Raw genomic sequence first — 20,281 nt, forward strand, 5'->3', positions numbered from 1 at the left:
GGCCAACAACAAGGAAGCGAGCAATGTTGGCGGCTTAGGGCGGCACCCATGTCCTTTCACACGGGTGCCGCCAGCGCGTCAGGCAGCGAGATGCTGTTCGAAGAAGCTGGCGATCTTGTCGAACGGGATTACGTCCACCTTGTCGTAGAGATCGACGTGGCTGGCACCGGGGATGATCATCAGTTCTTTCGGCTCAGCGGCATTTGCATAGGCGGTTTCGCTGAAGTAGCGCGAATGCGCCTTTTCACCATGGATCAGCAGCAGCGGTCGCGGCGAGATTTCCTTGATGTAGCTGAGGATCGGCATGTTCATGAACGCCATCGGCGTCGTGATCGTCCAGGCGTTGCCTGAGTTGACCGCACGCTTATGGTAGCCGCGCGGCGTCATGTAATAGTCGTGGTAATCGACCAGGAACTGCGCCTCGCCGCCCTTCAGCTCATTGTACGGCGGCTGGTAGGCCGGAGTGCCCTTCTCGGCATCGTCCCAGCGCTGCCGGCTCATCTGCTCCAGCGCCTGCGTGCGCTGTTCGGGGGTTACGCTGTCGTTGTAGCCCTTCGACATGACGCGGGTCATGTCGTACATGGTGCTGGCGACGACGGCCTTGACACGCTTGTCGGCGGCGACGGCATTCAACGCCATGCCGCCCCAGCCGCAGATGCCGATGACGCCGATGCGTTCGCGGTCGACGGAGGCGTGCAGGCCGAGATAATCCACCCCTGCCATGAAATCCTCTGTGTTGATGTCGGGCGAGGCGACGTTGCGCGGCTCGCCGCCGCTTTCGCCGGTATAGGACGGATCGAACGCCAGCGTGACGAAGCCGCGCTCCGCCATGGTCTGCGCATAGAGACCCGACGACTGTTCCTTGACGGCGCCGAACGGACCGCTGACGACGATGGCGGGCAGGCGGTCATTCGCCCGGTCCTTCGGCAGGTAGAGATCGCCCGCAAGGGTGATGCCGTAGCGGTTCCTGAAGGTGACTTTCTGATGGTCGACCTTTTCGCTTTTGGGGAAAACTTTGTCCCATTCCTGTGACATGTTCTGAGCCTTTGCGTTGGGAGTTTTGAGAAATGACGCTGCACCGAAGGCAGCAACACCCGCGCCGGTCAGCTTGAGCAGGTTGCGGCGGCCGGCATTGGGCGCGTCCAGATGATGGAGTTCGATTCCAGAGTCGGTGTTCCGGTTCATGGCAGGTTCTCCTTGCAGTTGTGAGAAAGGGGGCGCGCGCCGCGCGTCAGGTCAGCGCTTCGATGCGGAGCGGAAATTCGCCGCGCACCAGCAGAGGTTTTGCGCCCTGATCCAGCCGGCCGATCCGAACCAGCCCGCGCGACCAGCGGTAGGGGCCATGGAACATCGCGAGATTGCCCCAGGGCGCGTAGTAGCAGAGGTCGCCCACCGCCTCGTTCTCGAAGCGTGCGCTACCGTCATCGCTCAGCTTGCGCGGCAGGTAGGCGATCTTCTCGTTGGTCGAATAGTCGTCGATCGTGAGATCCTGCGGCAGCATCGCGAACAGCTCGCGCGCCGCGGCATTGTCTTCCAGCGTTGCCGAGAAATCCTGGTCAGCGAAGGTCAGTTTGAGGCGCATGATCGCTCCTTCCTGGGCTTGGGTGGTCGAGGGCAGAAAGATCGGCAGGGCAAGGCCGGCGACGCCTGTTGCCAGCAATCGACGCCGGGAGATCGGTACGGACGAGCCCATGTCAGATTGCCTCCGGCTTCAGCAGGCGCTGGCCATCGCCGATCAGGGCGATTGCGAGCACCGCCAGCACGACGCTGCCGATGAATGTCGCCTCGATGGAAATGCCGTCCAGCAGCAGCCCGCCGACGAGCGCGCCGAGCAGGATCGAGGCCTGGATCGCCGCGACCATCAGGCTGCCTGCGGCCTCGGGCGCATCGTCGGCGTTCTGCGACATCCACGTCATCCAGATCACCGAGAACATGGTGTTCATCGCACCCCAGATCATCATGAAGAAGCCAATGGCGGCGACCGAGAAACCGAAAAGAAGCAGCCCGACGGTGGCTCCGCCCATGACGAGCGCCGGCAGCTTCAGGAAGGGAGCGACGTTACCTTTGAGGAAACGGCCAGCAGCCCATGTGCCGATGAACCCCGCGCAGCCGAGAAGCAGCAGCAGGACCGACAGCGTCGTCACATCCACGCCTGTCACCTGCTCCAGAAACGGCCGCAGATAGGTGAACATGGTGAAGGCCGAACCCCAGGACAGCATGCAGGCGATCAGACCCCGCATGAAGTACGGACGCCTCAGCAGGCCGAGCATCGCCCGGAAATCCTGCTTCCGGTGCGCGGGCAGCGACGGCAGCGCGACCGCATGCCAGACGAGGTTGACGGCGACGATCGGCGTTAGCGCCCAGAACACCTCACGCCAGCCGAACAGGCCTCCGAGATAGCTGCCGACGGGAGTCGCAAAGGCGGCGGCAATCGCCTGCCCGCCATACATCAGGGCGAGCGCGCGGGGCACGTCTTCGGCCGGAACCAGCCGCATGATGACGGCGGTCGCCAGTGCCCAGAAACCGCCGATGCAGATGCCAAGCAACGCGCGACCGGCCATCAGCACGAGGAAGTTCGGCGCGGCGGCGACCAGGGCCAGCGAAAGCAGCATGAAGGCCGTCATCGCGATCAGCACCCATTTCCGGTTCAGCCGTCCGGCAGCGGTGGTGACGAGCATGCTGGCCGCAACGGCGAACAGCCCGCTGATCGAGATCGCCTGCCCCGTCTGCCCCTCGGTCGCGTTCAGCCCCTCGGCCATCGGCGTCAACAGGCTGACTGGCATGAATTCCGAGGCGATCAGCATCGCCACGCAAAGCGCCATCGAAAGGACGGCGCCCCAGGCGGCAGGCTTGCTGCCGGCATTTTCCACGGCGGAAACCATTGTCCGCATTCTCCTGTCCATCGGGTTCGATGCGGATATAGCTCGTCGACACTGAGGCGATTAGCCGTCGCAATTTGATTGGATCAATCGATGTCATCGATTAATCTCCGCTCATCGAACATCGCGAGGGAACATGGAGAAGACGGACTTCAACCAACTCACCTGGTTCCGGATCGTCGCCGAGGAGAAGAGCTTCACCAAGGCGGCGGCGAGGATCGGCGTGGCGCAGTCCACCCTCAGCTACGCCATCCGGCAGCTTGAGACGAACATGGGCATTCGCCTTCTGACGCGCACGACGCGCAACGTCGCCACGACGCCGGCGGGCGAGCGGCTTCTGCAGACGATCACGCCGCGCATGGCGGAGATCGAGGATGAGATTGCTGCACTATCGACGTTCCGCGACACGCCGACGGGCACGATCCGGCTGACGCTCTCCGACCACGCGCTCGAAAGCGTCGTCTGGCCGAAGCTGAAGCCGGTGCTCAAGGCCTATCCCGATATCAACGTCGAACTGATCCTCGACAGCACCTTCCGCAATATCGTCGAGGACGGTTTCGACGCGGGCGTGCGGCTCGGCGAAAGCGTCGAGAAGGATATGATCGCGATGCGCATCGGGCCGGACTGGCGGCTGGTCGCGGTCGCTTCGCCCGGCTATCTCGACGAACATGGCTTGCCGGACCATCCGCAGGACCTGGTCGGGCATGCCTGCATCAACATGCGCCACGAGACTGCCGGCGGCCTTTACGCATGGGAATTCGAGAAAGACGGACAGGAACTGCGCGTACGCGTCAGCGGCCAGCTCACCTTCAACAACTCCTATGCCATGATCGACGCTGCGGTGAGTGGCTACGGCATCGCCTATGTGCCGGAGAATATTGTCGAGCCGCATATCGCTTCAGGGGCGCTGGTGCAGGTGCTGGACGACTGGTCGCCGTTTTTCGACGGCTATTTCCTCTACTATCCCAGCCGCCGCCAGAACCTTCCGGCGTTCAAGGTCATTGTCGACGCGTTGCGGCATCGCAATTAGCCGAACGACTACGGATATGCCTGCGATATAGGTCGAGCCGCCAGCCGGATCGTTGCTACAAGGGCCACCCTTCCTCACTCGATCCAAGGCAAACTCGCCAGCAGGGCGGCAATACGGGTCTACTCGTCCCTTGCCTTATCGCACCTCGCAGGGAGAATCTTACTATTTCAATCGTGGGGATCAGATTTCTGAGGGGGGTGCTGAGATCGCCCCGACCCGCCGGTCGCGCAGATTTTTGTGCGCGGGATGCCGCGCACACCTTCAGCCATCGTAGCCAGCGGCCGCAGACGATCCTTATCGTGTTGGGGCGGTTCCAAAATCCATTGATGCGGTTTTCAGACACGCTGATGAGACCCATCTTTGCAGCATCGCGAATCGCATAACGCGCTGTCGTGCATCCGACACCCGCACGCGCAGCGATTTCGGGCAATGACATCGTCGATTGGCCTCGCTCCATGACCGCCCGCGCGATGACGGAGAGCACCGCCAGCTTGCTGACGGTGAAGGCCTGAGCCAGGCACGTTGGAATGATGCAGTCCTTGGCGAGCCCCCGCCGGCGAAGCCAGCAAGCAGCGCGCTTCTGCAAAGGAATCGCCGGACGGCAATGACGGGTGCATCCCTTCGCCCGAACCGTTCGCATCATTGCGCTGATCGACAGCCGCCGGTGCTCGATCACAGGAGCAAGATATTCCATCTCCTCGTCGGCGATCAGTCCTTCGCCGTTTAGTATCCAGGCAGCTTTCGCGCATTCATCGACTTGTTGCTGCGTACCGGCTGCAAGCAGGCGCGCCAATAGGCTCGGCCCATAGGCCGTTCGGATCGTGGCAGGCATGATCTCTCCATATTCAATGATGACAACGGAGGGACCGGCGCGCAGGACACACGTATCCGTGGCAAGAATTAGCTTGCAGCGGCGGCGTCAATGTGCGAAAAAATCAGTGGCTATAAGACTTTTGCGCACATCTTCGTGTGTCACTCGACCCGTCTCTCCGAGGCGGGTTTTATTTTGTCTACGGCATGGCACCTCCACCGCTCGATTGCTTATGAAGCGAGTCACGACAGTAATTATATTTTACTTGTAGACCAACCAAAAAGCCGAGCCGCCGCGAAAACGCCGCTTTTTGCTCGTGTAGAGGTTGCGCGACAAAACTGGAGGCTGGCGGTACCGTATCCGCCCGCTCCGCCATCAGCTTATCGACGATCCTCCGCCATACTTCGCGATCAGAGCCAGCGGTTCCCGCCCCTCGGACGCCGTGCGACGGGACAAGGAAAGGATGACCGCAAATGGCCATTGAGAGTGCTGCCGACCTTGTGCAATTCCTCGCGGAGGAGCTTCGACAGCGCGGGACGAAGCTCCATGAATTTTCGGAGATGACGGGTATTTCGGAAGAGCGGCTGGAATACCTTCAGGCCGGCGCCTGGCATCGCCTGACGGTCAAGGAGATCGGCGCGATCGCCGAGTGCCTGCATGTCGATTTCACCGCGATCTGGTCACTTGTTCAGAAGCACGGAAACGGGATGGGCGAACGTCCCCGACCATAAGCCGCTGGCCTTATCCCTGGCGGATGATTCGGCGACTGCATAGGCCGCGGACACCGGGGCACCGGACGGAAACACTGCGGCGAAGGCTGCGCCGGAAGAGATCAGCGCGGTCCCGACATCGACGGTGGTGTTGTCGAGCTGGGCGGCACAGACGACGAAGGTCGCATCGTCCTTCGCCCGGCCGACCGGCTGGCACCCGACCATACCCGTCGAAAACAGTGCCGCAAGAGACGCAATCGACTGCATGCCGCAATCGCTTTCCGCGCCGTCAGGGGCACGATAGATCGTGCCTCGAATGCACGCTTGCACGGCGAACAGCCTGAATTTCCGGCCTTCGTACTGCCAGCTATCGCCCGTTTCAAAACTCACGGCCGCAGGAAACGAGATCGTCTCCTCTTGCGCACGCGCCGTCGTCGCCAGCACTAAGGCCACGGCAATGGAAAGCTCAATCCGCATTCTGGAACCCCATCGATCGAGAAAGCGATTGCGATGCTTCGAGGTCCGGCCGACGGGATCGGCCCTCAGCTGTCCGCCCGATTGCGGCAAGGCCGAGGAAGACCATGCTGTCGTCATCGTTGACGGTCTTGAACGGTTCGCCCTTGCCGCCGACGAGGACGAAACATGAGGCCGGAGTGGTCTCGCCAGCGGCCGGCGTCAGCACCAGGGTCTTGCAGAGGATGACGCTGGCGCGCCTGTGATAGACCGCCCCGGCGTAGTCGCGCGCCGCGTCGGTGCAGCTCCAGGACTGCACCCGGTTATAGACGACCTTCTCCGTCGGGCAGGCGTTCAGGCCGCGCAGGGTAAACCGCCGGCCGGCGATCATCCGCTCGACCGGGCCGCCGATTTCGACCTCCCCATCGAGCTTTTCCACAGACCGCGCCGCAAGTCTTCCTTCGGCGTCGAAGCGCTCCAGTACGAACGTCTTCGCCCCCTCATCCCGGAACTGACGAAGGTAGTTTGGCGACGGCTCACCATAGGGATCTTCACCCTCCGCAACGGCGAATCCAGCGCCTCCGACGAGGAGCCAAGCGGCCATCTCGAGAACCTTGAGTTGTTTGTGCATTGCAGAAAAAGCCATTTCTGAATTGACAGAGGAATCCTTCGCGAATTAACTATAGTTTATTCGCAAACGCGGCAACCCGGACATTCGAATTGAAAACCACCCTGCTTTTCCTCCTCGTCTCGACCTCGCCGATCGCGGCGCAAGCCTGCGATCCGGTCGATACGAACCGCGTTCTGGAGATGGTGCGGACCATCGCCACCGAAGAAGACCTGGATCCCGATCTGGCGCTCGCTGTGGTTGACGTCGAGAGCGCGGGCGGCCAGCACCAGGTCTCCGAGGCGGGTGCCGTCGGCATCATGCAGCTGATGCCGGAGACCGCCTCCGACTATGGCGTCACGGACCGTTGCGACCCCGAAGAAAACATCCGCGCCGGTGTCCGCTACCTCAAAAAGCTCTACGGGGAATTCGACGATCCGCTGCTGATGCTCGCCGCCTACAACGCCGGCCCTGAGCGCGTCTACAGACAAGGCGGCATTCCCGAATTCAACGAGACCGCCCAGTACATCGTCAAGGTGATGAACCGCTGGACGCTGAACGCCAAGGCGTCAGTGGCGCAGGAAAAGCGCGCCGGAAACCGCCTCCCCCGAAAAGAGACCGTTGCGCTGGCGCCCTCGCCCTGGCGCGACCAGCACGTCTGGACCGCCGAATAGCGCCGGCCCCCCGATCATCCTCCCAAGACATGAAGGACTTCGCATGAGCATTTCCCCGATTACGCCGCGCCGGCGCGGCAAGGCCGTCCTGTCGCTGGCGCTGCTCGCGACCACGATCGCGCTGGTCCCCGAACTCGCCTATGCGCAGTCGGCAGCGCCCGTCGAAGGCATCCTCGAATGGTTCGTCGGTGTCCTCCAGGGCAGTGTCGCCCGCTCGCTCGCCATCATAGCCGTCTGCTTCCTCGGCTTCCTGTTCCTAACCGGCCGCATGGCCTGGCAGGGCGCGATCTCCATCGTCATCGGCATCGCCATCATCTTCGGCGCCGCCGAACTGGTCGACGCCATGAAGGCGGCAGGGGGTGTCTGACATGCGTGATGATGCACCCGATGTCGAACCGCTCATCCAGCCGCTGACCCGGCCGCCGACATATTTCGGGGTCGACATCATCGTGTTCGTGGTGAACGGCATCTTCGGGATCGTCATCTTCATCGCATCGTCGAGCTTTCTCGCGCCACTGGTCGTCCTGCCGGTTCATTTCATCGGGCTCTACCTCTGCCAGCGCGACATCCACATCGTCCGCGTGGCGCAGGTCTTTCTGTCGATGCGCCGGGCGATCCGTAACCGGCGCTTCTGGAAAGCGGGGAGCTATGCCCCATGAACATCGTCAATCACGATCTGAAGTTCGGGCGGGAGCGTGCCCGCGATCTGGGGATCGGCACGCATGTTCCCTACCTTCGCCATGTCGACGAGGAGACGATCGTCACCAAGTCCGGGTTGCTGCTGCAGGTGATCCGGCTGTCAGGCCTGCCCTACCAGACCATGGACCAGGCGGAGATCAATGCGCGTCTTGCCAATCGCAACATGACGGTCCGTTCGCTCGGCTCGTCGCGTTTCGCGCTCTATGCCACCATTATCCGGCGCAAGATCGCACCTGCCATCGATGGCGATTTCGACAATCCCTTCGCGGACGAGCTGAACGCCCGCTACATGGACGGCCTCCAGCACCGGACGATGTTCGTCAACGAGCTTTATCTGACGGTGATCCGGCGCCCCATGACCGGGCGCGCCGGCAAGGTCGATCGCATGTTCGACATCTTCCGCATGGCCGACAACGAGGTCGAAGCCAGGGGCGAGGCGCTGCGCGACCTCAAGGACATGGTCTCTGGCATCGTCGGCGATTTCCGCACCTACCGCCCGGAGATCCTCTCCTGCGTGACGCGCGATGGCGGCCTCTTTTCCGAACCGGCCGAATTCTTCGCGAAGATCCTCGCCGCCGGCGATGAGCGCAGCATGCCCCTGCCCCGCATGTCGCTTGCCGACTATATCGGAACTGGGCGGATCATGTTCGGCCGCAAGGCGACGGAGATTTGGTCGGCCGATGGCGCGACGTCGAAGGTCGCCGCCATGGTGTCGATCAAGGAATATCCGCCGATGACGACACCCGGCCAGCTCGACGGCCTGCTGCGTCTTCCCTACGAGTTCATTCTCACCCATTCCTTCGCGCCGGAAGACCGCACCACGGTCACGGAGGCGATCGCCACGATCAGCCGGCAGATTTCCAACTCCGACGACGGCGGCACGGCCGTCGAAGACGATATCGAGACGGCCCGCGACCGACTGGCGTCAGGCGAAGTCGTGTTCGGCAAGCACCATATGACCGTCGCGGTGCTCGAGCGCGACCTGCCGCGGCTGAACCGGGCGGTGGCCGACGTCACCGCCGAATTGGCGCGCATGGGCGTCGTCGCCGTACGCGAAGACCTCAATCAGGAAGCGGCCTGGTGGGCGCAACTGCCGACGAATTTCGCCTATATCGCCCGGCAGGGCCTGATCTCGTCGGTGAATTTCGCCGGCCTGTTCTCGGCGCACAATTTCCCGTCCGGGCAGACGCATAAGGTCCATTGGGGAATGCCCGTCTCGCTGCTGGAGACCACCAGCCAGACGGCCTATTTCTTCAATTTCCATGAGGCGGATGTCGGCAACTTCACCGTCATCGGTCCGACCGGCTCGGGCAAGACCGTCGCCCTCTCCTTCCTGCTTGCCCAAGGCATGCGCATCCAGCCGCGCCCGCGCTGCGTCTTCATCGACAAGGACAGGGGTGGCGAGATTTTCGTGCGCGCGATGGGCGGACGCTACGAGCGGCTGTCGCCCGGTGAACCGACCGGCTTCGCACCGCTGCAGCTTGAGGACACGCCGGCCAACCGGAGCTTCGGCAAGACGCTGGTCTCGTACCTCGTCACGCCCTCGGACCGGGTTCTGAATGCCGAGGAAATGGCTGTGATCTCCGATGCGGTCGACAGCATCTATACCGATTTCGAGCGGCCACAGCGCCGGCTCGACATGCTTGCCGAGGCGATGCGCGGGCGGATGCGGTCGGGGATCGGCGACCTGGCCGACCGGCTGAAGGAATGGACCACGGGCGACAAGGGCTGGCTGTTCAATAACCCCACGGACAAGCTCGACTTCGACGGCTCGGTTATCGGCTTCGACATGACGGAGATCCTCTCCGACAAGCGAACGCGCTCGGCCGCCCTCCTTTATATGTTTCATCGCATTGGCGAAATCCTAGACGGCCGTCCTTCGATGATCTTTCTCGATGAGGGTTGGCGGCTGCTCGATGACGAGGTTTTTTCCGGTTTCATCAAGGACTGGCTCAAAACTATCCGCAAAATGAACGGCATCGTCGGCTTCGGCACGCAATCGGCGGCCGACGTCGTGCGCTCCGATCTGCGCAACACGATCATCGAGCAGACGATGACCAACATCTTCTTCCCGAACGCGTCCGCCGACGAGGAAAGCTACCGCAAGGCGTTCGGCCTCTCGGAAAAGGAATTCCGCTTCGTGAAGCAAGCGGACAAGGCCAGCCGCACCTTTCTCATCAAACACGCGCAGGATTCGATCATCGCCCGGCTCGACCTCTCGGCGATGCCCGATCTGGTCAAGGTGCTTTCCGGACGGCCGGAGACCGTGCGCGAATGCCAGGCGTTGCGCGAGACGTATGGCGAGGCGCCGGCGGCGTGGCTTCCCCATTTCTGCGGCTGGACCATTCCGGAGGCGACCGATGCGTAGAGCGATCATTCTTTTGCTGTCCGCCACAATCGCCGGAGCCCTGGCGCCCTCGGTCCGGGCTGATATTCCGGTCTACGACGACGATGTGGAGGACAAGCGTGCCGAGGACGAGGAGCACTCGAAGAAGGACACGGAAACGCAAGCCGAGCAGCTCGAGGGGCAGGAGATCACCAACTGCAACATCTCCCAGAAGGAGAAGAAACGGCGGCTTTACCGCTCGCCGGCGCAAGCCGTGAAAGAGGACGCAAAGAACGTCGAACTGATCAAGCACTATGCGGAAAAGCACAATGTCCCCGTCGGCCTCGCATTGTCGGTCGCCCATGCCGAGTCCGGGATTTCGACGTGCTCTGGCTCGCCCACCGGCGTCAAGGGCGTCATGCAGCTGACGAAGCGGACCGGCAAGGGCATGGGCTTCGACCGCGACATCAACGAGGAGAATATCGAGGGCGGCGTCAAATACCTCGGCATGGGCGTCAACAAATGCGGCAGCACCAACTATGCCTGCCTCGCCTCCTGGTACAACGGATCGACCGCGGCCGAGCAGAAGAACTGGGCCGGCAAAGTTGGCCGGAACCATACCTGGTTCAACGCCTATGCCGGCGGCTCGAACATCGAGGACATCGCCTCGCCTTCATATAAATCCTATGTCGACTATGGCTCGGGCGCGACGCGCAGCTCGAGCAGCGCTGCGGCCGACGCGATCGACCGGGCCGTTTCCGGCATCGACGCAAGTTCCGCGCGCGTCCAGGAGGCGGGCCGGCGCATCGATGCGCTGTCGGCGTCGGTCGGCGCCTCCGAGATCTATCAGGATGCCTGGGACGACAACACGCAGGCTCGTGCCGTCAATGCCGAGCTTCTGAACAACCTCATCACCGCGCGCAACCTCTTCAACGAGCTCCTGCAGGCGCGCATGCAGATGCGGCTTTCGAAAACATCCGAGACCGCCAAGACGCTGAAGTCCGACAGCAAGGTCAATCCCTATAGCTGCGATCCGGTCATCCTTGAGGCGATGAAGGTGCCGCGCGAGGATTGGCCGCGCTGCGCGGTGGTCGCGGCCGCCGACGCCGACAGCGAAATCCTCTCGTCGGGAGGCTCGGATCGCTCGGTCAGTGACAATCTCTCATCCATCCAGAACGCCGCCAACGCGGCCGATTAAGGGGGTTCTCCATGAACAAGCTTCTCGTCGTCACCGCCGCCCTCACCTTCGCGACGCCGGCGCTCGCGGACATTCCGGTGATCGACAACACCAATCTCGCCATCGCCAAGAAGAACGCCGAAAACACCGGTGAGATCATGAAGACCAACACCAACATCCTGGAAAAGACCAAGGAAATCCTCGGCGCGCTCTCCGGCAGCCGCGACGGATCGATGGGCATTTCCTCGACCGGTCTCGGCGGCAACATGTCGGTCTCGGCCGCGCCGTCCTTCTCGTCAATCATGAACGGCGGCACACTGTCCTTCGGCGGTCTTGGCTCCGACGCCCAGAATATCGCCGCCACGCTGATCAACGGCCTACAGCTGGTGAAACAGGTCAAGGCCATCGTCGAAGGCGAGGATGCCGGCGCGATGAACAATGCTTTCTCGGGCGCGGTCAACACGGTGGCGCTGCTCTCGGCGTTGACCCAGCAGGCGACGAAAGGCGTGACGCAGCGCGAGCAATCGCTGCAGTCGGCCACCGGTCAGATCGGCTCGGCCGAAGACGTCAAGGGCTCGGTCGACGCCAACACCCGCATGCAGCTGGAGACGGCGCGCACGATCAACGAGCTGATCGGCGTCTCGAATGGAGCGGTCTCGGCGCTCAACACCGAGATGCAGATGCGGCTGACCCAGCAATCGGAGACCGCCAAGATGCTGCAATACAAAGACATCAACCCCTTCAAGTGAGGCCGCATGCGTTTCCTCGTTGTCACGATGCTGGCAGGTCTCGTCCTGCTCGCCGGTTGTCAGACGAAGGGGGAGAAGAAGGCCCCCTGCCCGCCGATCTCCGGATATGCGGAAGCCGATGACCTGTGCGGCCGGGCAATGCCGGTCAATGACGTGTTCGCGCCCGTGCTGAAGGAATAGGCCGATGGCAGCGACCACGATCATCTCGGACATTTTTGCCAAGCTCGACGGCATCGGCGAGACGTTCATCAAGAACGCCTATGACGGCCTCGCGCTCCAGGTGAATGTCCTGTTCGGGTCGATGCTCACCCTCTATGTCATCTGGTGGGGATACATGATCCTTGCCGGCCGCGATGGCTTCTCCGTACCCGAGGCGGCCTGGCGGCTCGGGCGCGCCTTCGCCATCTATTATATGGCGACCAACTGGGGGGCGTTCTCCGCCACGCTCTACCAGCTGGTCCAGTCCGTGCCCAACCTGATTTCCGATACCATCATCGAGTCGATCGCGGGTTCCGGTGGTACACTCGATGGCGGCACAGGCGACACGACCGGCGTCGTCAGAATCCTCGACGCCGTGTTCGAGACCGCAGGCAAGATCTATGAGCAGGTGGCGACCGGCACCTTCGAATATGTCGGCGCGCTGATCGGTGCGATCGTCTTTGTCGTCGCCATGATCTTCATCGCCGTCGCAGCGGCCGCGATCCTCGCCGCCAAGCTGATGCTGTTCATCACTCTTGCACTGGCGCCGGTGTTCATCATCCTGGCGCTCTATCGCTGGACCTTCCGCTTCACCGACGGCTGGCTGCTGCTGATGGTCAACCTGATGGTGACGCAGACCCTGATGATGGCGTTCCTCGCCTTCCTCTACCAGCTGATTGAGCTCGCCATCAACACGGCCAACAACACGGCGACGGAAAGCAAGCTCTCCTATGTCGCGCCCTTCGTAATCGTCTGCCTGCTCGGGATTGTGGTGTTCCGGTTTATTCCGGCCTTTGCTGCCGCGATTACCGGGGGCACAGCGCCAGGCCAAGGCGATGTCCCCTTCCAGGGGGGAAGGGAATCGTTGCGGCGCACCGGATACCAATTCACCAACCGAGCGCAGATTCTCCGAACTGGCCTCGGGCGTCGCCGAACATCCGCCGACGTTCAGGCAGCACGGGCGCGTGCGATACAGCGGGAAACCGAAAGGAACGGGCAATTTTAGGCTAGCCAGACAGGTCGCTGCTCGTTAAATATAGTTTATATGAAGGAGGCTTGAATGCACCCTTGGAATGATCCCCGTCGCTACCAGGCGGCCTTACATCAGCAGGCTCAGATCAACGAAGAAGCTGCGGAACACGCTCGCGCTGAATCCAAAAAGGGCGGCGGCTTCGGCTATCTGCTGTTCATCCTTGCGGTTATCTTCTTCAAGCCGTTCGCGGAATATTGCATCGATCTCTACAACACGCTCGCCGGCTATGCTCAAAGCCTCGGCGCATTGTTCGGTTTCTGAACAAGGAGGCTTGAGAATGAAGAAAATCGTATCGACGATGCTCGCGCTCGGCCTGCTGCTCCCCGGCGCGGCGCAGGCACAATCGCCAAGCTCGATCCTGCCAGTGCTGACCGGGGCCTATGCACCCGCTGAAGGCGGCTGCGAAGCCGCGGCCGCCGCGTTTATCTATGTCGAGGACAAGGCGATCGGCGCCAACAAGACCGCCGGCAAGGTGCTGTCCGTCAAACAGGACGGCAGCACCTATACGCTCGATGTCTTGTGGATCGAGGCCGGCGCCGACGAAGCGGATGGCGACCGCGATACCGTCACGATCGAGGTGAAGGACGATCGCTCCTTCTTCTTCTCCAATACGGCGTCCAAGAAAACGCTGATGCGCTTGTGCAGCTAGGACCTAGAGCCGCTGCACCGAGGAGCTGAGCGCTCCCTAATCCCAGGCTTTGCGGATTGATCCTGACGCTGGTCCACCCGGCAGAGGAGATCGCTCGGCTAAGTGAATAAACTATAGTTTCTTTTTTCGCCGTCGGCGATCACCGGATACCTAAATGACCAACGAAGATGCCGCCGCAAAAACGCCAGAAACCCCGCCGATCGATCTCACCGCCTATTGGAAAGCCGGCGCATCCTGGGAGGCCGAGCTTTATCGCAAGGAACGCCGCTCCCGGAAAATCGCCTGGACCGTGGCGACCGTCGCCGGCATTTCCACGCTGCTCAGCCTGTCGGCCCTCAATCTCCTTGTTCCCCTGAAGCAGTTCGAGGCCGTGGTGGTGATCGCCGACAAGACCACCGGCTTCGTCGAGGTCGCCCGTTCCCTGAACGAGAGCAAGCTTTCCGAGAACGACGCCATCAAGACCGCCAACATCGTCCGCTATATCCGGGCGCGCGAGACCTATGATCCGCGGGCGCTGAAGGATAATTTCGATCTCGCCCAGCTCTATTCGACGGGACAGGCCGCGACCGACCTTCGCCACGAATTCGAGCCGTCGAACCCGCAATCGAAGGACAAGCTGCTCGGCCGCGACACGCGTATTGCCGTCACCATCAAGTCGGTCTCGTTCCTCAATGCCTCCACGGCAACCGTGCGCTTTTCGACGGAAACGCGACGCGACAACACCCTGCGCCGTGAGCATTGGGTCTCGGTGGTTCGCTTCCGCTACACGACCGCGCCGCTGAAGAACGAATATCGTTTTGACAATCCACTCGGCTTCCAAGCAACTGAATATAGGCGCGACCAGGAATCCTTGCCGGAAGTTCTGCCGGCGGACAAGGCGGTGCGATGATGCGGAAACCTGTCCTCGCCCTCGCGACGCTCACGCTGCTCGCCACTGCGACCACCTCGCCGGCGGCCGATCCCCGCATCCGCTACATCACCTTCAACAACAATGCCGTCGTCACCGTCCCGGCCGGCCTCGGTGTCTCCACCATGATCCAGCTTGGCAGCTCAGAAGTGATCGAAACGATTTCGGCCGGCGATACCGCCAGCTGGTCGATCGTGCCGAAAAAGGGCTCCGGCATCCTGTTCGTGAAGCCTCTGCGCGAAAACGCCGAAACGAACGTCAACATCGTCACGAACCAGCGCGTCTATGCCCTGCTCCTCAAAGGTTCCGCCGCGGCCGACCTGCGCGCCGCGTTTCAGGTGCGGTTCAAATATCCTGATGAGGACGTCAATGCCCGGCTGTTGGCCGCCGCGCAGGAGAGCGCCAAGGATCCATTGCTGAAGGATCTCGATCCGAACCGCCTGAACTACGATTATGTCTTCAAGGGCGACACCAGCCTGAAGCCGCGCGTCGCCTTCGATGACGGCACGCATATGTATCTGGAATTTCCCGGCGATATTCCCGCGATCTTCGTGGTCGAGGGCAAGCGCCAGGAGTCGCTCGTCAACCTGCGCACGCAAGGCAAATATGTCGTCGTCGACAAGATCGCGGCTCAGTTCACCCTGCGCGCCGGCGACAAGTGGCTGTGCCTCTATAATCGGCAGGCCAATCGCCAATCCTTCGATCTCATCGAGGACGCCTACGGGCCGAAGCGCCTCGGCCACAAAGAGGAGCGCCAGCGGTGAGCAAAATCGACTTCGACCATCTCGATGGACAAAGCAGCGTGGCAAGCGACCGCAATGGTCGCCTCGGCAAGCTGGCCCTTCCTGTCCTGCTCGTCGTCGGCGTGGGCGTCCTGGCATACGTCAACTGGCCGACCGGACCACAGAACCCCAGCCTCTCCGAAGGCAGCGGCGAGAGCTTCGAGACTTCGAACTCCAGCATTCGCGATTTCCCTGACGAGCCGGTGAAGCAGGCCGCCGATCCCAACCTCGTGCAGATCCCCGTCGCGGAGAAGAAGCCAGTGGATTCCGCTGATGTCGACGTCACCGTCAACCAGGGCGACGATCTCGAAAAGCTGCGGCAGATCGAGGAAGCACGTCGCAAGGCCGAGGAAGAGCGGCTACGAATGGAAGAGGCTCGCCGGCGCGCGGAAGAAAACGCTCGTCTCGCCGAACTCGAGGCCAAGCGGCTGGCGGATGAGGAAAAGGCGCGGTGGGAACGGCTGCGCTCCGAGCAAATCGTCCTCGATGGCTCGAACCGGGAGACGCTGTCCGGCGACCCGGCCGTGACCATCGCCGACGACGGCCAGCTCGTCGCCGTCCCCGGCGCGGAAAGCGACGCCAACAAGGCGTTTCTCGCCCAGTCGGAAAAGCAGACCGCGGGCATCGTGAAGGCGACCCGCTTCGACCGGACGGATGCGCTGGTCGCACAAGGCACTATGATCCGTGGCTTCCTCGAGACGGCGATCAATACCGACCTGCCCGGTATGGTGCGCGCTATCGTGCGCGAGGATGTCCGCTCTCTCGACGGCGGCCGCATCCTCATTCCGAAGGGCTCGCGGCTGGTCGGGGAATACAAGTCCGGCCTGGCCCGCGGCCAGAAGCGCATCTTCATCGTCTGGTCCCGCGTCATCCGCTCGGATGGCGTCTCCGTCGAGATCGCCTCCCCTGGCGCCGATCGCCTCGGCCGCGCCGGGCTCACCGGCGAGATCGACACGCATTTCTGGGAGCGGTTCGGTTCGGCCATCATGCTGTCGGTAATCGGCGGAGCTGCGGAATATGTCTCGGCGCTGGGCGATACCGCCACGGAAAGCGCTCGTTCAATCTCGACGGTCGATCCGCTCACCGGCGCGGTGACGACGGTCACCACGGAGCCGAGCCGCACGGCTGCTGAAGCCCGTTCGATCGCCGCCGAGAAATCGTCGGCCGTCCTCCAGGACATCGCCAACGAAGCCTTCAAGGAAAGCTCGAAGATTCCGCCGACGATCTATGTCGCGCAGGGCGAGTCGATCATCGTCTTCCTCAGGCGCGATCTCGACTTCTCCGCCTTCTATGCCGACCCGGTCCGGCAGGAGATGATGCGGCTCAAGCGCGGTGGCCAGATCCGGCGCAATGTCGACCCGACGCCCTACTATCCGATCGCGCCGGTCTACAAATGAAGCAGTTCCCGTTTCTCGACAAAGCCCTGGAGCGGCTGAAGCCGTTCCTCTCGGATGATCGCGTCTCCGAAATCTCGGTCAATCGCCCTGGCGAGGTGTTCATCGAGCGACTTGGCGTCGCCGGCATGGAACGCGTTGTCGACGCACAGTTTACCGCCGACTGGATCAGAACCCTGAGCGAGCGGGTGGCGGGCTCCACCAACCAGGTTGTCAACGAGGAACATCCCATCCTGTCGGCCTCACTTCCGACCGGCGAGCGCTTTCAGTGCGTGCTGCCGCCGGCGGCACCTGCCGGAGGCGCGATCTCCATCCGCAAGCAGGTCATCCATGACATCGGCCTGGACGTCTACAAGAGCCGCGGCGCCTTCGACGATACGCGCGTCGGTCGCCAACTCCGGCTTTCTCCGGCCGAAGAGACCCTTGCCGCCATGCTGCAGGGCGATGTCGACGTCATGCAGTTTCTGCGGACCGCCGTGCGTTCGCGGGTCTCGATCGCCGTCTCCGGGGGCACCTCGACCGGCAAGTCCACCTTCCTTAATGCTCTGCTGAAGGAGGTTCCGGACGAGGAGCGCATCGTAACGATCGAGGACACCCGCGAGCTGAGACCGCCGACTGCGAACACCGTCGCCCTTCTCGCCTCCAAGGGTGATCAAGGCCGGGCGAAGGTGACGCCACAGCAATTGCTGGAAGCGTCGCTGCGCATGCGGCCGGATCGGGTGATGCTGGGCGAACTTCGCGGCGAGGAGGCGTTCTCCTTCCTTCAGGCGATCAATACCGGACATCCCGGCTCGCTCACCACGGTCCATGCCAATTCCGCCCGTGACGCCTATGACCGTCTGGCATTGATGGTCATGCAGAGTGGCGTCCGGCTGCAGAAGCACGAGATCATCGACTACCTGAAGGAGGTGATCCCGGTGGTTGTTCAGCTTCATCGTTTCCCGGACGGTCGGCGGGTCGTGTCGGAAATCGTCTTCACCAAGGGAGACGTACTGTGAACCCGGCAATCTTGCTGTTCGGATTGGTCATCGCCGCCGCGATGGCGGCCTTCGTCGCCTCGCTTGCCTATGCCGGCCTCTATTACGCCTTCGATAACTCGACCGGGATGTTCCAGGCGCTGCAGGACGATATGCTCGCATCTTATCGAGCGGCGCGTCTCGATCTCGCCGCCGGCGACTGGCATCGGCCTGCGATTGCGGCTGGCGCTGGCGCGGTTGCTGGTTTCGCAATGCTCATCACGGCGATGACCGGCAAAAAGAAATCGACGGATGCGCGGTTTCTGAGCCCGCTGGAAGCGCGGACCCTCGGGCTTACCCGCACGGGCGGCGTGTTCGTCGGACGGATCGGCGGCAGTCTGATCAAGGTTCCGGGCGGGTTCACGCAGCGCGGGTCCGGCCGGCGGCGGTTCTTGAAGCCCATGCTGTTCGGCGGCAAGAAGCTCTGGATCGATGGCGATGACGTCGGCGGCTTCGTCATCGGCCCGCCGAGGTCCGGTAAGGGTGCTTCGCTGATTGTGCCCAACTGCCTGCTTTGGCCTGACAGCATCGTCGTGCTCGACATGCGCGGCGAAACCTATGAGGCGACGGCGGGCTATCGCTCGAAATTCTCGCGCGTACTGCGCTTCTCACCGGCAGATGAGAATGGCGATACCGAATGCTATAACCCGCTGGATTTCGTGGCCATTGATCCAGATCAGCGCGATATCGACATCAACTCGATTGCGACCGCGCTGCTGCCGACGCCCAAAGGCGATGCCTATTGGATTTCCGATGCTCGAGCGCTGTTCGCTGGCGTCACATCTTGGGTGCTCGAAAACCCTGATATCATCGACAAGGACAAGAACCTTGGAACGGTCCTCAATGTCGTCGAGGGTGGCGACCAGCCGCTGCGCGAATGGTTGGAGGAGGTTGCCAATCCCGAGCTTCGTGCCGAGTGGATCAGCTCCTTCACCTATACCACCCTCGCCCGCTTCGCCGTCATGGCCAGCAAGCAGTTCGACGGCGTCTATGGTTCCCTCGCCGCCGCCGTGCGGCCCTTCAAGAACAATCGCATTTTGCGCGCGACGGCGCGGTCCACCTTCGACATCCGGGCGATGCGCCGCGAAAATATGAGCCTCTACCTGGATTTCCGTATCCAGCAGATCGCCTCGATCGGGCCAATCTTCAACGTGCTGATGGTCCAGTTCATGGACTACATGTCGCGCAACATGATGAAGCGGGGCGAACGCCGCGTGCTCGTGCTGCTCGACGAGTTCCAGAATCTCGGCAAGCTGGAAAATGCCCTGACCGTCGCCACCGTCCTCGGCGGTTATGGAATTCCGTGCTGGTTCTTCGTCCAGTCCCTGCGCTCGCTCGACAACGTTTACACCCGCGAGGGCCGGCAGACGCTGGTGAATTCGGCACGCGCGCAGATCTTCCTTGGCGCCCAGGATCCAGAAGATCAGCGATACGTCTCGCAGCTTCTCGGCGAGCGAAAAGAGGTGACCGTCGATAAAGCGGTATCGACGGGCGTGACCCTGTTCGATCGCAAGGGCGCTACCATGTCGCACAAGACCACGATGCGCCCGCTCATGCGGCCCGACGAGCTTGGTGCAATGCACGAGACGCGATGCGTCATCAAGCTGCGGAACCAGCAGCCGATCTTCGGCGTGCGCAATTTCTACTATGCCGACGGCGGGTTGATGAAGCGGGCGTGGTGGCGTGTGCGAACGCCGAAAAAGGAGCAGGGTGTCACAGTCGCAATCGGCGCCAAACATACGGATTTCGAGGTCGCTCTGTCCTCTGAGCTGCACTTCCCAGCGCCTTCGCTCGCTGGAGCAACGTTTGTCGCCAAGAGTTTCGAAGCCGGCAACGAGCCATCGAGAACACCGTCCACTGCACGTATTCCCGACAACCGAAATGATGCGCAGCGGGTGGTAGCTGATTCTCAGCATGCCGTTCATGAAGCCGGCGGCGACGAGCCGGACTTTAGATTTGCCATGAAGAGGAGTGCAGAGCGACAAGCGAACGCGGACAAGTCCCTCGAGAGGATACTTACTTTGCTTGGCGGCACGCCCGTCAAGAAACGGGCGGCCAAAAAAGTCCAAAGGGAAGTCGCATCGGTATTTTCCGACGAATAGCCCAACATCCGGAACACTTTAACACGGACATTAAAAGGCTGGTCGATGGCCACCGCGATGGGCCGCGTTACACTATTCCGACATC

23 protein-coding genes are annotated in these 20,281 nt (G+C 62.1%); 17 read left to right on the forward strand and 6 right to left on the reverse strand.

The window, feature by feature from the left end; translation table 11 throughout:
- Positions 1 to 78: 78 nt before the first annotated feature.
- The 3 genes from J0I79_RS03865 to J0I79_RS03875 are packed head-to-tail and all read right to left on the reverse strand — an operon-like array spanning position 79 to position 2,882.
- Positions 79 to 1,185 carry an alpha/beta hydrolase gene (locus tag J0I79_RS03865; protein ID WP_137934764.1) on the reverse strand — a complete coding sequence of 369 codons (1,107 nt, stop codon included), beginning with the start codon at positions 1,183 to 1,185 and terminating at the stop codon, positions 79 to 81.
- Between the two features lie 46 nt (positions 1,186 to 1,231).
- Positions 1,232 to 1,693, reverse strand: coding sequence for a cyclophilin-like fold protein (locus tag J0I79_RS03870; protein ID WP_232375840.1), 462 nt, complete (start codon positions 1,691 to 1,693; stop codon positions 1,232 to 1,234).
- A gap of 1 nt (position 1,694) precedes the next feature.
- Positions 1,695 to 2,882: an MFS transporter gene (locus J0I79_RS03875; protein ID WP_137934765.1), complete on the reverse strand. Its 1,188-nt coding sequence runs from the start codon at positions 2,880 to 2,882 to the stop codon at positions 1,695 to 1,697.
- Between the two features lie 133 nt (positions 2,883 to 3,015).
- Here J0I79_RS03875 and J0I79_RS03880 point away from each other — a divergent pair, with 133 nt between their 5' ends.
- Positions 3,016 to 3,909 (forward strand): LysR family transcriptional regulator, encoded by an 894-nt coding sequence (locus J0I79_RS03880; protein ID WP_137934766.1) that lies wholly within the window; start codon positions 3,016 to 3,018, stop codon positions 3,907 to 3,909.
- Positions 3,910 to 3,964: 55 nt separating this feature from the next.
- On the opposite strand, the gene J0I79_RS03885 is transcribed toward J0I79_RS03880, so the two are convergent.
- Positions 3,965 to 4,741 (reverse strand): hypothetical protein, encoded by a 777-nt coding sequence (locus tag J0I79_RS03885; RefSeq protein ID WP_137934767.1) that lies wholly within the window; start codon positions 4,739 to 4,741, stop codon positions 3,965 to 3,967.
- Positions 4,742 to 5,193: 452 nt separating this feature from the next.
- On the opposite strand from J0I79_RS03885, the gene J0I79_RS03890 reads away from it, so the two are divergent.
- The gene (locus J0I79_RS03890) at positions 5,194 to 5,451 is read left to right on the forward strand and encodes a helix-turn-helix domain-containing protein (protein WP_137934768.1); all 258 of its coding nucleotides are present in this window, start codon (positions 5,194 to 5,196) and stop codon (positions 5,449 to 5,451) included.
- On the opposite strand, the gene J0I79_RS03895 is transcribed toward J0I79_RS03890, so the two are convergent.
- Together J0I79_RS03895 and J0I79_RS03900 are read right to left on the reverse strand one after the other, a co-directional pair.
- Positions 5,401 to 5,907: a thermonuclease family protein gene (locus tag J0I79_RS03895; protein ID WP_137934769.1), complete on the reverse strand. Its 507-nt coding sequence runs from the start codon at positions 5,905 to 5,907 to the stop codon at positions 5,401 to 5,403. The genes J0I79_RS03890 and J0I79_RS03895 overlap by 51 nt on opposite strands.
- Complete coding sequence (locus J0I79_RS03900; RefSeq protein WP_137934770.1) at positions 5,897 to 6,514, reverse strand: hypothetical protein; 618 nt, start codon at positions 6,512 to 6,514, stop codon at positions 5,897 to 5,899. Before J0I79_RS03900 ends, J0I79_RS03895 begins: the two co-directional genes overlap by 11 nt.
- 89 nt (positions 6,515 to 6,603) lie before the next feature.
- On the opposite strand from J0I79_RS03900, the gene J0I79_RS03905 reads away from it, so the two are divergent.
- The 15 genes from J0I79_RS03905 (at position 6,604) to J0I79_RS03975 (ending at position 20,196) form a co-directional block, all read left to right on the forward strand.
- On the forward strand, positions 6,604 to 7,164 hold the full coding sequence (locus J0I79_RS03905) for a lytic transglycosylase domain-containing protein (protein ID WP_137934771.1): 561 nt from the start codon (positions 6,604 to 6,606) through the stop codon (positions 7,162 to 7,164).
- Between the two features lie 43 nt (positions 7,165 to 7,207).
- Positions 7,208 to 7,531, forward strand: coding sequence for a TrbC/VirB2 family protein (locus J0I79_RS03910; protein ID WP_137934772.1), 324 nt, complete (start codon positions 7,208 to 7,210; stop codon positions 7,529 to 7,531).
- A 1-nt stretch (position 7,532) separates the two neighbouring features.
- Complete coding sequence (locus J0I79_RS03915) at positions 7,533 to 7,823, forward strand: VirB3 family type IV secretion system protein (protein WP_137934773.1); 291 nt, start codon at positions 7,533 to 7,535, stop codon at positions 7,821 to 7,823.
- A complete protein-coding gene (locus J0I79_RS03920) occupies positions 7,820 to 10,231 on the forward strand; it encodes a VirB4 family type IV secretion/conjugal transfer ATPase (protein WP_137934774.1) in 2,412 nt (803 codons plus the stop codon). The genes J0I79_RS03915 and J0I79_RS03920 overlap by 4 nt, the downstream gene beginning before the upstream one ends.
- The gene (locus J0I79_RS03925) at positions 10,224 to 11,387 is read left to right on the forward strand and encodes a transglycosylase SLT domain-containing protein (protein WP_171026492.1); all 1,164 of its coding nucleotides are present in this window, start codon (positions 10,224 to 10,226) and stop codon (positions 11,385 to 11,387) included. Before J0I79_RS03920 ends, J0I79_RS03925 begins: the two co-directional genes overlap by 8 nt.
- A gap of 11 nt (positions 11,388 to 11,398) precedes the next feature.
- Positions 11,399 to 12,115, forward strand: coding sequence for a type IV secretion system protein (locus tag J0I79_RS03930; protein WP_137934776.1), 717 nt, complete (start codon positions 11,399 to 11,401; stop codon positions 12,113 to 12,115).
- Between the two features lie 6 nt (positions 12,116 to 12,121).
- Positions 12,122 to 12,295, forward strand: a complete 174-nt coding sequence (locus J0I79_RS03935) for a hypothetical protein (protein ID WP_163602861.1) — start codon at positions 12,122 to 12,124, stop codon at positions 12,293 to 12,295.
- Positions 12,296 to 12,299: 4 nt separating this feature from the next.
- Entirely contained in the window at positions 12,300 to 13,319 is a 1,020-nt protein-coding gene (locus J0I79_RS03940; RefSeq protein ID WP_137934777.1) for a type IV secretion system protein, read from the forward strand.
- Between the two features lie 54 nt (positions 13,320 to 13,373).
- Positions 13,374 to 13,607: a hypothetical protein gene (locus tag J0I79_RS03945; protein WP_137934778.1), complete on the forward strand. Its 234-nt coding sequence runs from the start codon at positions 13,374 to 13,376 to the stop codon at positions 13,605 to 13,607.
- A 16-nt stretch (positions 13,608 to 13,623) separates the two neighbouring features.
- On the forward strand, positions 13,624 to 13,995 hold the full coding sequence (locus J0I79_RS03950; RefSeq protein ID WP_137934779.1) for a hypothetical protein: 372 nt from the start codon (positions 13,624 to 13,626) through the stop codon (positions 13,993 to 13,995).
- A 154-nt stretch (positions 13,996 to 14,149) separates the two neighbouring features.
- A complete protein-coding gene (locus J0I79_RS03955) occupies positions 14,150 to 14,884 on the forward strand; it encodes a VirB8/TrbF family protein (RefSeq protein WP_137934780.1) in 735 nt (244 codons plus the stop codon).
- A complete protein-coding gene (locus J0I79_RS03960) occupies positions 14,884 to 15,666 on the forward strand; it encodes a TrbG/VirB9 family P-type conjugative transfer protein (protein WP_171026493.1) in 783 nt (260 codons plus the stop codon). Before J0I79_RS03955 ends, J0I79_RS03960 begins: the two co-directional genes overlap by 1 nt.
- On the forward strand, positions 15,663 to 17,081 hold the full coding sequence (virB10, locus tag J0I79_RS03965) for a type IV secretion system protein VirB10 (RefSeq protein WP_137934782.1): 1,419 nt from the start codon (positions 15,663 to 15,665) through the stop codon (positions 17,079 to 17,081). The genes J0I79_RS03960 and virB10 overlap by 4 nt, the downstream gene beginning before the upstream one ends.
- Positions 17,078 to 18,076: a P-type DNA transfer ATPase VirB11 gene (gene virB11, locus J0I79_RS03970; RefSeq protein ID WP_137934783.1), complete on the forward strand. Its 999-nt coding sequence runs from the start codon at positions 17,078 to 17,080 to the stop codon at positions 18,074 to 18,076. Before virB10 ends, virB11 begins: the two co-directional genes overlap by 4 nt.
- A complete protein-coding gene (locus tag J0I79_RS03975) occupies positions 18,073 to 20,196 on the forward strand; it encodes a type IV secretory system conjugative DNA transfer family protein (RefSeq protein ID WP_137934784.1) in 2,124 nt (707 codons plus the stop codon). The genes virB11 and J0I79_RS03975 overlap by 4 nt, the downstream gene beginning before the upstream one ends.
- Positions 20,197 to 20,281 lie beyond the last annotated feature (85 nt).

Origin of the sequence: Mesorhizobium sp., assembly GCF_017306585.1 — a bacterium.
Classification (GTDB): Bacteria; Pseudomonadota; Alphaproteobacteria; order Rhizobiales; family Rhizobiaceae; genus Mesorhizobium.

Bases quoted from the DNA above. Each gene is read 5' to 3' on its own strand.
- J0I79_RS03865 (WP_137934764.1), bottom strand. From the start codon at position 1,185: ATGAACCGGAACACCGACTCTGGAATCGAACTCCATCATCTGGACGCG.
- J0I79_RS03870 (WP_232375840.1), bottom strand. From the start codon at position 1,693: ATGGGCTCGTCCGTACCGATCTCCCGGCGTCGATTGCTGGCAACAGGC.
- J0I79_RS03875 (WP_137934765.1), bottom strand. From the start codon at position 2,882: ATGGTTTCCGCCGTGGAAAATGCCGGCAGCAAGCCTGCCGCCTGGGGC.
- J0I79_RS03880 (WP_137934766.1), top strand. From the start codon at position 3,016: ATGGAGAAGACGGACTTCAACCAACTCACCTGGTTCCGGATCGTCGCC.
- J0I79_RS03885 (WP_137934767.1), bottom strand. From the start codon at position 4,741: ATGCCTGCCACGATCCGAACGGCCTATGGGCCGAGCCTATTGGCGCGC.
- J0I79_RS03890 (WP_137934768.1), top strand. From the start codon at position 5,194: ATGGCCATTGAGAGTGCTGCCGACCTTGTGCAATTCCTCGCGGAGGAG.
- J0I79_RS03895 (WP_137934769.1), bottom strand. From the start codon at position 5,907: ATGCGGATTGAGCTTTCCATTGCCGTGGCCTTAGTGCTGGCGACGACG.
- J0I79_RS03900 (WP_137934770.1), bottom strand. From the start codon at position 6,514: ATGCACAAACAACTCAAGGTTCTCGAGATGGCCGCTTGGCTCCTCGTC.
- J0I79_RS03910 (WP_137934772.1), top strand. From the start codon at position 7,208: ATGAGCATTTCCCCGATTACGCCGCGCCGGCGCGGCAAGGCCGTCCTG.
- J0I79_RS03915 (WP_137934773.1), top strand. From the start codon at position 7,533: ATGCGTGATGATGCACCCGATGTCGAACCGCTCATCCAGCCGCTGACC.
- J0I79_RS03920 (WP_137934774.1), top strand. From the start codon at position 7,820: ATGAACATCGTCAATCACGATCTGAAGTTCGGGCGGGAGCGTGCCCGC.
- J0I79_RS03925 (WP_171026492.1), top strand. From the start codon at position 10,224: ATGCGTAGAGCGATCATTCTTTTGCTGTCCGCCACAATCGCCGGAGCC.
- J0I79_RS03930 (WP_137934776.1), top strand. From the start codon at position 11,399: ATGAACAAGCTTCTCGTCGTCACCGCCGCCCTCACCTTCGCGACGCCG.
- J0I79_RS03935 (WP_163602861.1), top strand. From the start codon at position 12,122: ATGCGTTTCCTCGTTGTCACGATGCTGGCAGGTCTCGTCCTGCTCGCC.
- J0I79_RS03940 (WP_137934777.1), top strand. From the start codon at position 12,300: ATGGCAGCGACCACGATCATCTCGGACATTTTTGCCAAGCTCGACGGC.
- J0I79_RS03945 (WP_137934778.1), top strand. From the start codon at position 13,374: ATGCACCCTTGGAATGATCCCCGTCGCTACCAGGCGGCCTTACATCAG.
- J0I79_RS03950 (WP_137934779.1), top strand. From the start codon at position 13,624: ATGAAGAAAATCGTATCGACGATGCTCGCGCTCGGCCTGCTGCTCCCC.
- J0I79_RS03955 (WP_137934780.1), top strand. From the start codon at position 14,150: ATGACCAACGAAGATGCCGCCGCAAAAACGCCAGAAACCCCGCCGATC.
- J0I79_RS03960 (WP_171026493.1), top strand. From the start codon at position 14,884: ATGCGGAAACCTGTCCTCGCCCTCGCGACGCTCACGCTGCTCGCCACT.
- virB11 (WP_137934783.1), top strand. From the start codon at position 17,078: ATGAAGCAGTTCCCGTTTCTCGACAAAGCCCTGGAGCGGCTGAAGCCG.